Raw genomic sequence first — 12472 nt, forward strand, 5'->3', positions numbered from 1 at the left:
CCGCCTGGTCTATTGTCCGGCGTTCGCCGGTTGTTGATGACAGGAAGGACCCCTATCACGCAACGGAAGGCGCGTCGTTGATACCGGTCAAACCTTCGCGGTGGCGGCAGAATGCGGCTTTGCCGGCAAGGTTGTCCCTTGCCGGCGCGGCTTGCGGTCGTCGTGCCGTGCGGCTGCGACTGTCGATCAGCGGCAAAGCTTCTGTTTGCCCGAATAGGTGGTGAAGCGTCCGGTGTTCGGGTTGAAGCTGCGATACTTGGTGGAGCAATAGCGATACCATTCGCGGGTCCAGGGCTCCGGCCGGTCGTAGCCGACCACGACGGGCGGGGCCGGACGGTAACCGCCATTGTCATAGACCGGGGCCGGGCGGTAGCCGCGGTTGTCATAGACCGGGTCGGGGTAGGCCGGGCCGTAACCGCGCGGGTGACGGGGCTCGTAGATCGGCTCCGGGTCGATGTACTGGGGGCCGCTCAAGGCCGAACCGATCATGGCGCCGGCCGCAAGGCCGATCACGCCGATGGCCAGAGCCGCGCCGATGTCGTCGTTCTTGTTGCGGTGGCGGTTCTGGTGGCGATTGCCGCGATTGGGGCGAAAGGCCTGATGCTGACCGCCATGGTCGCGCCAGTGGCGTTTTCCGCCGCCGGCTTCCGCCACGGAGAAGGAGGGCAGCAGCATCGCACCGGCGAGCGTTGCGACGAGCACTCGGGAAGTCAGGCTCTTGAGGGTGACGGGCGTGGTCATGCGGGCGGCTCCTTGCGTGTGTCGCGGTAACGACGATGACACGAAGATGCCACCCGCCACTTGAACCGGTGCTGAGACGGCCGTTCATCCGCCGTTCAGGAAAGTCGAGGCCTCAGCGGCAGAAGCGATAGCGGCCCGAATAGGCGAGATAGTAGCCGGTGCGCGGGTTGAAGCTGCGGTACTTGCGCGCGCAATAGGCATACCATTCCGGCGACCAGGCGGGGGCGCCGCGATAGACGCGTCTCGGGGCGGGGCCATAATAGCGTCGGGGCGCGATTGCCTGCTGGGCGATCAGCCCGGTGGCGAGACCGATGATGCCCGCGGCGGCAGCGCCGTTTCCGCCATAGCCGAAATAGACCCCGCTTCCATAGCGTGGGTAGGGCCGATACGCCGGATAGGGGCGATACGGACGGTAGGCCCGATAGGGACGATACGGACGGTAGGCGCGATAAGGCCGATAGGGGCGATAGGCTTGGCGGGGGGCATGCCTGTAGATGCGCTGGCTGCGATAACGCGGCGCCTCATAGCCGTGGTAATAGGGCGCGCGGACGGTGTCGGGCTGGGCGGACGCCGGTCGTGGCGCCAGCGGCAGCGACAGGGCGAGGGCGAGAACGCCGGCGAGCCCGAGGCGCAGGCTGTGCGGGGGCGTGCCGGTGCCGGCGAAACGGAAGAAACGCTGGACCAGGGACATGGCGGGTCTCCTTTCACGAACGGATCGGCCGGCGCAAGCCAGTCCCGCCGATCCTGCCATTTCCATCATGGACGGCCTTCAATGTGGCGAGAGCGTGGCCCGGCGCGCGGGCGCGCGCGTCGCGCCATGGCGTCATCGGGATTTGCATTGGAGCCTTGGCGCGGGCAAAACAGGAGCGATCCATGCGCGTCCGGCGCCATGGACCAGATGCCTGGAGAGCCTGCCATCGCCGAGCGCCCGCAAAAGACCGACCCGATCCGGCCCACGGACGACGAGGCGATCGCGCTTGCGCGCAAGCTCGTGCGGCTGGCGCGCTTCGGGGCGCTTGGCGTTATTGATCCGGGGTCCGGCGCGCCTTTCGTATCGCGCGTTGCGCTGGCGACCGAGATGGACGGATCGCCGGTGATGCTGGTCTCCGCGCTGTCGACCCACACGAAGGCGCTTCTTGCGGATCCGCGTTGTTCGCTGCTTGTCGGCGAACCCGGCAAGGGCGATCCGCTCGCCCATCCACGCCTCACGCTCATGGGCACGGCGCATCCCTTTGCCGCCGACGATCCGGCGCTGCCGCATGCGCGCCGCCGCTACCTGATGCGTCATCCCAAGGCGAAGCTCTATGCGGATTTTTCCGATTTCGCCTTTGTCCGCATGGAGGTGGCGCGGGCGAGCCTGAACGGCGGCTTCGGCAAGGCCTATGAGCTGCTGCCCTCCGATTTCCTGCTGGAGCGCGCGTCGCTCGGCGGGTTCTTGGACATGGAGGAAGGCGCTATCGCGCATCTGCATGCCGACCATCCCGATGCGGTGCGGCTTTACGCCGAGCGGCTGGCGCGGGCGGGCCAGGGGGCGTGGCAGCTTTCCTCGCTCGATCCGCAAGGGCTTGATTTCGTCGATGGCGACCGGGTTGCCCGGCTCGCCTTCGATCCGCCGCTCGCCGGGCCGCAGGACCTGCGCCCGCGCCTCGTTGCCCTTGCGAAACAGGCGAGAGACAGCGAATGATGGCCGCACGAGCGACTGCCACCGATGACGCGATCTTGAGGGAGAACCGACGCGTGAAATCCCGTTTCCTTCGTCTGCCGGGTATGCCGGGCAACCGGCCGGGCGTGCTGCTGGCAGCCCTTGCGCTTGCCCTGTGCGCGGCCGTGTCCGCCCCGGCTCAGGCGCAATACCGGCTGGCGCCTTTCAAGGACCGCCTGTTCGACTATCCAGGCATGCTCGCCGGCAAGCCGCAGGACGCCTTCGTCATCGTCGACTACGACAAGCGCCGCGACATCCACCGTCGCGACAAGGTGTGGGAGCGGCAGGTGCACGGCGAATATGTCTCGATGAAGCCGCGCAGCACGCAGGAAGACCTGACGCTCACCGCCAATGGCCGCACGATCACCTACATGCGGGTGGGAACGCCGCGGGGCGCCAAGTCGATCGTGATTTACATTCACGGTCAAGGCGGTAACAGATTTCAGGGAATGAATGACGTCAGCTTTGGCGGCAACTTCAACCGCATCAAGAACCTGATGGTCCGCAATTCCGGCGTCTACATCACGCTCGACGTCAAGAATTTCAAGGGCCAGGGCGAGGCGGACGTCAAGGCGCTGATGCAGCACTACACGCGCCAGGCGCCGGGCGCGCGCGTCTATGTCGCCTGCGGGTCGATGGGCGGGGCCTTGTGCTGGCGTCTGGCCAAGGACAACGCGGCTTCCGCAATGATGGGCGGGATCCTGCTGATGGGGTCGACGTGGGACGAAGGTTTCCTGTCGAGCGCCACCTTCCGCACCGCCCGGCTGCCGATCTATTTCGGGCACGGCAGTTGGGACGAGGTCTACGACTGGAAGAAGCAGGCCGGGTTCTTCGAGCGGCTCAAGGCACGCAATCCGCGCTATCCCGCGCGCTTCGCCCTGTTCGAGACGGGCACCCACGGAACGCCGATCCGCATGACGGACTGGCGGCTGGTGCTCAACTGGATGTTCGCCGCCACCGGCCGGTGAACGATGCGGGGCAGTCCGGCGAAACGACGTGAAACAGTGTGTTTTCGGGTGTAGCCTACCCAGGATTGCGCGTCTGCGAGGCAAGGCGTGCCGGGATCCTGGAGGGCGACATGCAAAGCTTCAAGCTGACGGCCTGGAATATCGAGCATTCCGACAAGCTTCTGGATGAACTAGACGCGACCGATCCGGATGCCCGCGCCAGGGCGGAGGCCCGCCGGGATGCGATCGCGGAAGAGATCGCCGCGCTTGATGCCGATATCCTGCTGGTCACCGAGGGACCGAACGGCGAGGCGCGGGCGGCCGCTTTTTTCGATGCGGTGGCGCCGGGATACCGTCTGGCCGTGCGGGGAAGCGCCGACCGCAGGGACTATGGCATGCGCGGTACGGACGCGACGACCGGGCGGCAGTGGATCTGGTTTCTGGTTCGCGAGAGGGCGCCGATCACGACGTCGCTGGTTCATCTCGACCGCTGGCAAGCGCTCGCGGAAGCCAGTTCCGGCGGCGCGCATGCGAACGGGCGCTGGGACGTGTCCTTTCCCAAGTTCGGCGACGAAACGCTGTCTTTCGACATCGACCGCAACCACGGACACTGGCGTCACCCGCAGGTGCTGCTTGCCGAGATTGACGGGGCGCGGTTCGAGGTGATCGGGGCGCATTGCAAGAGCAAGTTCACGCGCGTGCGCGGGCGTGGAGAACCGCTGGACGCGGATTTTTTCGCCAACAATCCGAAACTCGTGGCCGAGCTGATCAAGGCCCGCACGAAGATCACCACCGAATGCGCCGACATCCGCCACTATGTGGATGCGCGTTTCGAGGCGGATCCGGGGGCTGCAATTATTGTCGCCGGCGACCTCAACGACGGACCCGGCAAGGAGCGGATCGAACGCCGGTTTCTCTATCACGATCTGATCGGCGCGCTGCAGGGCGAGGTGTTCTTCGCCAGGCGGTTTCTCAATCACGCGCTGTTCGATGCGCCGGAGGATACGCGCTGGAGCGTCCATTTTCGAGACAAGCTCGATCCCGGCCGCGATCCGAACATCCTGCTCGATCATATCCTGTTTTCGCAAAGCTTCACCGGCAACCGCCAGGTGACGCCCTTCGCCTATCGGGCGCGGGCAGGCGGTGGATGCGTTGAGCACGATGTCCATCACGCGGTGACGGGGCCGCGTCCGCAGCACGCGCTGACAAGCGATCACACGCCGGTGTCGATGGTGTTCGACAAGCGACCGGCTGCGTGAAGGATCACGCCGCGCGGATGTTCGCCAGGAAGGTGTCCAGCTCCCGCTGAAGCAGGCTCGATTGCTCCGAGAGGTTCTCGACCGTCGACAGCACCTGTCGGGCGCTGGCGCTGGAATCGACCGCTCCGGCGCTGACGGAGTTGATCGAGCAGGTGATATCGCCGCTTCCTTCCGCCACTTCGCTCACGTTGCGGGCGATCTCGGCGGTCACGGCGGTCTGCTCCTCGACGGCCGAAGCGATCGAGGAGATCTGGTCGTTGATCAGTCCGATGGCCTCGACCACCGCGGCAATCGCCTGTGCGGTGTCCGCCGCGCCGGACTGCATGTCCTTGACCTGGGTGCTGATGTCTTCGGTTGCCTGGCCGGTCTGCCCGGCGAGCAGCTTCACCTCGCCGGCGACGACCGCAAAGCCCTTGCCGGCTTCCCCGGCGCGGGCCGCCTCGATGGTGGCATTCAGCGCCAGCAGGTTGGTCTGGGCGGAAATGTCGTTGATCAGCTTGACGACATCGTCGATCCGGGTTGCCGCCTGCGCCAGTCCGTCGACCGTTTCGCTCGAGCGCCTGGCGTTGCGCGTCGTTTCCCCGGTCGCGCCGAGGGCGGCGCTGACCTGGCGGCTGATTTCGCTGATGGAGGCGGAGAGCTCTTCCGCCGCGCTCGCCACGGTCTGGACGCCGGTGGAGGATTGTTCCGCGGCAGCGGCCACCGTATTGGCGTTGTCGGAGGTCTTGCGGGCGTTTTCCGCCATCTGGATCGCGGTCGCCTCCAGCTCGCTGACGGCGGAGGCAATGCCGTCGGAGACCCGTTTCACCGTGGCCTCGAGATTGTCGGCGAGGCGCATCGTGGCTTCGCGTTTCTCCAGTTCGATCCGCTCTTCCTCTTCCTTGGCCTGGGCCTGAAGGCGCTGGATCTCGATGGTCTTTTGGCGGAATTCGGTGAAGGCTGTGGCAAGTTCGCCGATCTCTCCGCCGGCGCGCGTGTCGAGTTCGATCGACGTATCATTCTGGGCGAGCCGATTGAGGGCATTGACGACGGCTCGCAAGGGGCGGCTGATGCCCAGGATGGCGAGAAGCAGCGAAAACACGACACCTGTGACAATGGCGGAGCCGGAGATGACGGCCATCAGAAGGAAGGCGGTCTCTTCGTGAGCCTTCGCAGTTTCAACGGACGTGGTAACAAAGCGGTTCAACTCCGTTGTCAGTCTTTCCAGTTCGCCGTTCAGACGAGCCTGTTCGGCTTCAACCTCCGCAGCAAGCCGTGTGGCGCTGGTCAGGTCACCTGCCTTGATATGATCGACAACGGTGTGGATGTGATCGTCGTAAATCTTGTGTTCCTGTTCGATAGTCTTCAACTGGTCAAGAACGTTTTCGTATTTGGCGCGTTGTTCTTCCGTTTGGGCGATGGCGATGCCTTTTTCGGCAATCTTCTCCGCCGCGAGGATTTCTTCGTCGACGAGTGCGGCAAGCCTGAACAGGGTGTCCGTCAGGCTGTCAAACGAGTCCGTCTGCCCGGCCGATCCGACATTCCCGACCCGCAACAGGCGCTCAAGAAGAATTGCCTGCTCGAGTTGATGAAGGCTGACCTTTGAGACATTGGTCGTCAGGGGAACGGTCTCGGTTGCAATCTCTTCCAGCTCGACCCCGATCTGTTGCATCTGCATCAGACCGATGCCTGCAATCGACAGCATCATGATGCCGAGAAATCCAACGAGTGCGAGGATTTTGGCGGAAACGCCCGCCAGTCGGCTTGAACGCTTGTGCATGTCGGGCATGACAGTGTCCTTGTCTCGAGAAACGCTAAGCCACTTGAGGTTGAGTCGCTTTCTCAATTACACAGCGGAAATCGTTAATTTTCGATACTCTTCGTGGCTCATGGAAGTAGTTTTCAAAAAGTCGTGCCACTGATCAGTAAAAATACGATTCTTATTGTCATAAGAGCGGATGGTTGTTCAAACCGAATGCCTTTCCGATGCCGTATATCTTCGCGGATGTCGGCATTCCGGGACGGTCCAAGGCGCCCTGTCGGTATCAAGGGGTGCCTATTCCGGATGGTTCGGGCCGAAAAAGAACCGGCCCCCACGGTTGCGGAGGCCGGTCTGATCAAGGCTTCGGTTCTTGGCGGGGAGGGCGCGCGGCCGCGCGCCCCGGTCAGGCCTTGCCCCAGCCGCCGGCGGTCGGGGTGATGACGGTCACGGCCTCGCCGGCCTTCAGCACGGTCTGGTCGCAGCCCTTCAGTTCTTCCGTCGTTCCGTCAGCGCGGCGCACCAGCGTGCGACCCAGCTCGCCATCGTTGCCGCCTTCCATGCCTTTCGGCGGCAGGGTGCGGTGCGACGACAGGATCGCCAGTTCCATTTCCTCCAGGAAGCGGATCGTGCGCTTGGTGCCGTTACCGGCGGACCATTTGCCCGTGCCGCCCGATCCCTCGCGGATATGGAAATCCTCAAGCAGCACCGGATAGCGGAACTCCAGCACCTCCGGGTCGGTGAGACGCGAGTTGGTCATATGCACATGCACGCCGTCGGTGCCGTTGAAGCCGGGGCCTGCGGGAGAACCGGAGCACAGCGTCTCGTAGTACTGGTGGGTGTCGTTGCCGAAGGTCAGGTTGTTCATCGTGCCCTGGCTGTTCGCCATCGCCTTCAGCGCGCCGAAGAGCGCGTTGGTGACATGCTGGCTCGTCTCCACGTTGCCGGCAACCACCGCCGCCGGATAGGTCGGCTTGAGCATGCAGCCCTCCGGGATGACGATGTTGATCGGCCGCAGGCAGCCCGCGTTCATCGGGATGTGGCCTTCCACCATCACGCGGAAGCAGTAGAGCACCGCCGCACGCGTCACCGGTTCGGGCGCGTTGAAGTTGTTCGCCTTCACCTCGCTGGTGCCGGTGAAGTCGACGGTCGCCTCGCGCTTGTCCTTGTCGACGGTGATCTTGACCTTGATCACCGCGCCCTGGTCGGTGGGGTATTCGAAGGAGCTGTCGGCCAGCGCCTCGATCACCCGCCTGACACTTTCCTCGGCGTTGTCCTGCACGTGGCCCATGTAGGCCTGCACCACGTCAAGGCCGAAGTGGGCGACCATCTTGCGCAGTTCCTTCACGCCCTTCTCGTTGGCGGCGATCTGCGCCTTCAGGTCGGCGACGTTCTGGGTGACGTTCCTGACCGGCCAGGGATGGTCGGTGAGAAGTTCGACGAGCGCCTCCTCGCGGAACCGGCCCTGGTCGACGAGCTTGAAGTTGTCGATGAGCACGCCTTCCTCGTCCACCGTGGTGGCAAGCGGGGTCATGGAGCCCGGAGCGGAACCGCCGACGTCGGCGTGGTGACCGCGCGAGGCGGCCCAGAACAGGATCTCCTTGCCGTCGTCGTCGAAGACCGGCGAGACCACGGTGATGTCGGGCAGGTGGGTGCCGCCGTTGTAGGGCGCGTTGAGCGCGAAGACGTCGCCGGGCTTGATCTTGCCCTCGTTGAGCTTGATGACGGTCTCGACCGAGCGGTCCATCGAGCCCAGGTGCACCGGCATGTGCGGGGCGTTGGCGACCAGCGCGCCGGAGGCGTCGAACACTGCGCAGGAGAAGTCGAGCCGCTCCTTGACGTTGACCGAATAGGCGGTGTTCTGCAGCGTCACGCCCATTTGCTCGGCGATCGACATGAAGAGGTTGTTGAAGACCTCCAGCATGACCGGATCGGCCTTGGTGCCGATGGCCTCGACGCGTGCCAAGGCCTCCACCCGCTTCAGGACGACGTGGTCCTTGGCGGTGATCTCCGCTTCCCAGCCCGGCTCGACGACGATGGTTTGATGCGGCTCGATGATGAGGGCGGGACCCTTGACCCTGTTGCCGGGCTTCAGGTCGGCGCGGGCGAAGAAGCCGGCGTCATGCCATTCGCCTTCGGCGAAGACCTGGCCGGTTTCGGCCGGAGACGGGCTGCCCTCATGGAGCGGCGCATCGCTTTCGGCGATGCCGGAGCCGCCTCCGACGGATTCCACCTCGAGCGCTTCCACGACGATGGGCTTGTTCTCGTAGACGAAGCCGAACTGGGCACGATGCGCATCGGCGAAAGCCTCGACCATCGCGGCGATGTCGCCTTCGACGTAAGGAACGGCGATCGGCGTGTCGGTGCCCTCGTAGCGCAGCAGCGCGCGCGGCAGGTCGCGGATCTCGGCTGCCGGAACGCCCTGGGAGGAGACCTCCTTGCGGGTCTCGTCGCGCAGCTTGCCGGCGAGTGTTGCAAGATCGGCCAGCGCGCCGTCTTCCAGACGCCGCACGACCGCCTGCTGGCGGGTGGCGCGAATGTCGGCAAGCCCCATGCCGTAGGCGGAGAGAATGCCCGACAGCGGATGGACGATCACCGTGGTCATGCCGAGGCTGTCGGCGACCGAGCAGGCATGCTGGCCGCCGGCGCCGCCGAAGCAGGTCAGCGCATAGTCGGTGACGTCATAGCCGCGCTGCACGGAGATCTTCTTGATGGCGTTGGCCATGTTCTCGACGGCGATCTTGAGAAAGCCTTCCGCGACCTCCTCGCCCGTGCGCCCGTCGCCGATCTCGGCGGCCATCGCCTCGAATTTCGCCACCACCGCGTCGCGGTCGAGCGGCTCGTCGCGGCCCGGTCCGAAGATCTTCGGGAAGAAATCCGGGCGCAGCTTGCCGACCATGACGTTGGCGTCGGTAACCGCGAGCTGGCCGCCGCGCCGGTAGCAGGCCGGGCCGGGGTTGGCGCCTGCGCTGTCGGGACCGACCTGGAAACGGCCGTCCTTGTAGTGAAGGATCGAGCCGCCGCCGGCCGCGACCGTGTGGATCATCATCATCGGCGCGCGCATGCGCACGCCGGCGACTTCCGTCTCGAAGGCGCGCTCGTATTCGCCGTTGAAATGCGAGACGTCCGTCGAGGTGCCGCCCATGTCGAAGCCGATCACGGCATCGAAGCCGGCCATCTTCGAGGTTTCCACCGCGCCGACGACGCCGCCGGCGGGGCCGGAGAGAATGGCGTCCTTGCCCTGGAAGAGGTCGGCCGCCGTCAGGCCGCCGGAGGACTGCATGAACATCAGGCGGCAGTCGGTGCCCTCGATCTGCAGCTCGCTTGCGACCTGCTCCACGTAGCGGCGCAGGATCGGCGACAGATAGGCGTCGACCACGGTGGTGTCGCCGCGCCCGACCAGCTTCATCAGCGGCGAGACCTCATGGCTGACGGAGACCTGTGTGAAGCCGACCTTGCGGGCGACCTCCGCCACCCGGCGCTCGTGCTCGGGGAAGGCATAGGCATGCATGAAGACGATGGCCGCGGAGCGGATGCCGCTGTCAAAGGCGGCGGTCAGCTCCGTCTCGACGGCGGCGAGATCCGGTTCGCCCTCGACCGTGCCGTCGGCGCGCACGCGCTCATCGACCTCGACGACGCGCTCGTAGAGCAGCTCCGGCTTGATGATTTCCTTGGCGAAAATGTCGGGGCGCGCCTGATAGCCGATCTCCAGCGCGTCGCGGAACCCCCTGGTGGTGATCAGCAGCGTGCGGTCGCCCTTGCGCTCCAGCAGCGCGTTGGTGGCAACCGTGGTGCCCATCTTGACGGCGGAGATCTTCTCGGCCGGGATGCGCTCGTCGGCGGCGATGCCCATGAGATCGCGAATGCCCTGGATGGCAGCGTCGCGATAGGCTTCGGGGTTCTCGGAGAGCACCTTGTGGGCCTTGATCTCGCCGTCGGGGGTGCGCGCCACGATGTCGGTGAAGGTGCCGCCGCGGTCGATCCAGAAATCCCACTTCGCGTTCGTCATGATGCGTCTCTCCCAGTTTGTCCTAGCCCGTCACGACTGTGCGGCGCGAGCGCGCGCACCCAGCGTATCGGAAGATGTCTCGCGCTCATTCCAATAATTTATCGATAAAATGTCAATGAAAAACGGTTGCCGGATTTCGGCGGTCGCTTCATGCCCTATGCAAAACGCCCCGCTCGACGGGCGAGGCGGGGCGTTTCGCAGAGGTTACTCGTGGCGGCTTGCCCCGGTCACGGGCGGTTTCGCATGTTGTCCGGCAGCCAGGTGGCGAGTTCCGGAACGGCGATGAGCACGAAGACCATGGCCACCATGATCGCGAACATCGGCAGGGCCGCCTTCGATATGTAGCCCATCTCATGCCGGGTGATGCCCTGGAGCACGAAGAGGTTGAAGCCGATCGGCGGCGTGATCTGCGCCATTTCCACGACGATCACCACGAAGATGCCGAACCAGATCATGTCGATGCCGGCCGCGCGCACCATCGGTTCCACCACGGCCATGGTCAGCACGACGGCGGAGATGCCGTCGAGGAAACAGCCGATGACGATGTAGAACACCAGGAGCGCCATCAGCAGCTCGAACCGCGACAGCTCCATCGAGGCGATATATTCCGCGATGGCCCTCGGCAGGCCGGTAAAGCCCATCGACAGCGTCAGGAAGGCGGCGCCGGCGAGGATCAGGGCGATCATCGCGGAGGTGCGGGTCGCGCCCATCAGGCTGTCGAGGAAGGTCGACCAGGTGAGCGAGCCCTGCCAGGCGGCAAGCACCAGCGCTCCGATCACGCCGATCGCCGCGGCCTCCGTCGCCGTTGCAAAGCCCGCGTACATCGAGCCGATCACGGCGAGGATCAGCATCATCACCGGGATCAGGAAGCGGGCGTTGCGGATTTTTTCGACGAAGCTCATCGGCGGTTCGGGATCCGGCTTGTAGGTCTTCGACAGCTTCGCGTAGATCGCCACATAGCCCATGAACATCGCGGCCAGCACCAGCCCCGGCAGGACGCCGGCCATGAACAGCTTGGTGATGGATTCATTGATGGTCACGCCATAGACGATGAGGATCAGCGAGGGCGGGATCATCAGCCCAAGCGTTGCCGCGCCCGCCAGCGTGCCGATCACCATGTGTTCGGGGTAGTTGCGCCGCCTGAGTTCGGGGATCGACATTTTTCCCACGGTCGTCAGCGTCGCGGCCGAGGAGCCGGAGACGGCGGCAAACACCGTGCAGCCGACGATGTTGGTGTGGACGAGCCCGCCGGGAAGCCGCGCCATGAAGGGCGAGAGGCCGCGGAACATGTCCTCCGACAGGCGCGTTCGGTAGAGGATTTCGCCCATCCAGATGAAGAGCGGCAGGGCGGTCAGCGTCCAGGACGACGACGAGGCCCAGATCACCGTGATCATCGCATCGCCGGCGGGCCGCGAGGTGAAGAGCTCGACGCCGACGAAGGCGACGCCGATCAGGGCGAGGCCGACCCAGACACCGGTGCCGAGCAGCAGGAACAGGACGAAGAGGAAGAGGACGACGGGGGCAAGCGATTCCATCGGCGTCACTCCCCGTGGCTCTGTTCGGCGGTGTCGGACTTGATGCCGGCATCGCCGCGAAAAAGGACGCGAAGGAAGTGGTCCGTCATCGCAATGGCAAGCAGGATGGCGCCGGCGCTCATCGCCAATTGCGGGATCCAGAGCGGCGTGGCGTCCTGGCCCTGGCTGACGTCCTTGAACTTCCACGACCAGTAGGTCGCCTTGACCGCATAGCGGGCGAGGAACCAGGTGAGCACCGTGCCGATGGCGAAACACCAGATCTCAAGCCATCGCCGCTTCGGCCCGAGGGCGTTCAGCAGGATGCTGACACGGATGTGCGAGCCGTGGTTGAGCGCATGGGCGAAGGCGAAAAAGGAGGCCGCCGCCATGGCGTAGCCGGCGTAGCTGGTCGCGCCGGGAAAGGTCAGCCCGGTCCAGCGCGCGACCATCTGGCCCACGATGATTGCGAGAATCGTCACGAGGCTGAGGGCGGCCAAGGCGCCGCCGGCGAGATACAGGCCGTCCAGGAACCGGCGCAATCCGCGTCCGAGAGCTGTCATGG

Annotated in this window: 9 protein-coding genes; 3 read left to right on the top strand and 6 right to left on the bottom strand. The window is 65.1% G+C overall.

All coding sequences use genetic code 11. From position 1 onward, the window contains the following. Window positions 1-186 precede the first annotated feature (186 nt). Window positions 187-741, bottom strand: coding sequence for a BA14K family protein (locus LC092_RS15030; RefSeq protein WP_224807916.1), 555 nt, complete (start codon window positions 739-741; stop codon window positions 187-189). A 112-nt stretch (window positions 742-853) separates the two neighbouring features. Further along, window positions 854-1432 carry a BA14K family protein gene (locus LC092_RS15035; protein WP_224807917.1) on the bottom strand — a complete coding sequence of 193 codons (579 nt, stop codon included), beginning with the start codon at window positions 1430-1432 and terminating at the stop codon, window positions 854-856. Window positions 1433-1630: 198 nt separating this feature from the next. On the opposite strand from LC092_RS15035, the gene LC092_RS15040 reads away from it, so the two are divergent. The 3 genes from LC092_RS15040 (at window position 1631) to LC092_RS15050 (ending at window position 4649) form a co-directional block, all read left to right on the top strand. Then, window positions 1631-2425, top strand: coding sequence for a HugZ family protein (locus tag LC092_RS15040; protein ID WP_224807918.1), 795 nt, complete (start codon window positions 1631-1633; stop codon window positions 2423-2425). A 53-nt stretch (window positions 2426-2478) separates the two neighbouring features. Further along, the gene (locus LC092_RS15045; protein ID WP_224807919.1) at window positions 2479-3411 is read left to right on the top strand and encodes an alpha/beta hydrolase; all 933 of its coding nucleotides are present in this window, start codon (window positions 2479-2481) and stop codon (window positions 3409-3411) included. Between the two features lie 110 nt (window positions 3412-3521). Continuing rightward, the gene (locus tag LC092_RS15050) at window positions 3522-4649 is read left to right on the top strand and encodes an endonuclease/exonuclease/phosphatase family protein (protein ID WP_224807920.1); all 1128 of its coding nucleotides are present in this window, start codon (window positions 3522-3524) and stop codon (window positions 4647-4649) included. Between the two features lie 4 nt (window positions 4650-4653). Here the strand turns inward: LC092_RS15050 and LC092_RS15055 are convergent, their stop codons facing one another. From LC092_RS15055 to LC092_RS15070, 4 genes are all read right to left on the bottom strand, one after another. After that, complete coding sequence (locus tag LC092_RS15055) at window positions 4654-6417, bottom strand: methyl-accepting chemotaxis protein (RefSeq protein WP_224807921.1); 1764 nt, start codon at window positions 6415-6417, stop codon at window positions 4654-4656. 376 nt (window positions 6418-6793) lie between these two features. Further along, the gene (locus LC092_RS15060; RefSeq protein WP_224807922.1) at window positions 6794-10396 is read right to left on the bottom strand and encodes a hydantoinase B/oxoprolinase family protein; all 3603 of its coding nucleotides are present in this window, start codon (window positions 10394-10396) and stop codon (window positions 6794-6796) included. 227 nt (window positions 10397-10623) lie between these two features. Beyond that, entirely contained in the window at window positions 10624-11931 is a 1308-nt protein-coding gene (locus LC092_RS15065) for a TRAP transporter large permease (protein WP_224807923.1), read from the bottom strand. A gap of 5 nt (window positions 11932-11936) precedes the next feature. Next, window positions 11937-12470, bottom strand: coding sequence for a TRAP transporter small permease (locus LC092_RS15070; protein ID WP_224807924.1), 534 nt, complete (start codon window positions 12468-12470; stop codon window positions 11937-11939). Between the last annotated feature and the right edge of the window lie 2 nt (window positions 12471-12472).

This window comes from Stappia stellulata (assembly GCF_020176715.1).
Lineage (GTDB): Bacteria > Pseudomonadota > Alphaproteobacteria > Rhizobiales > Stappiaceae > Stappia.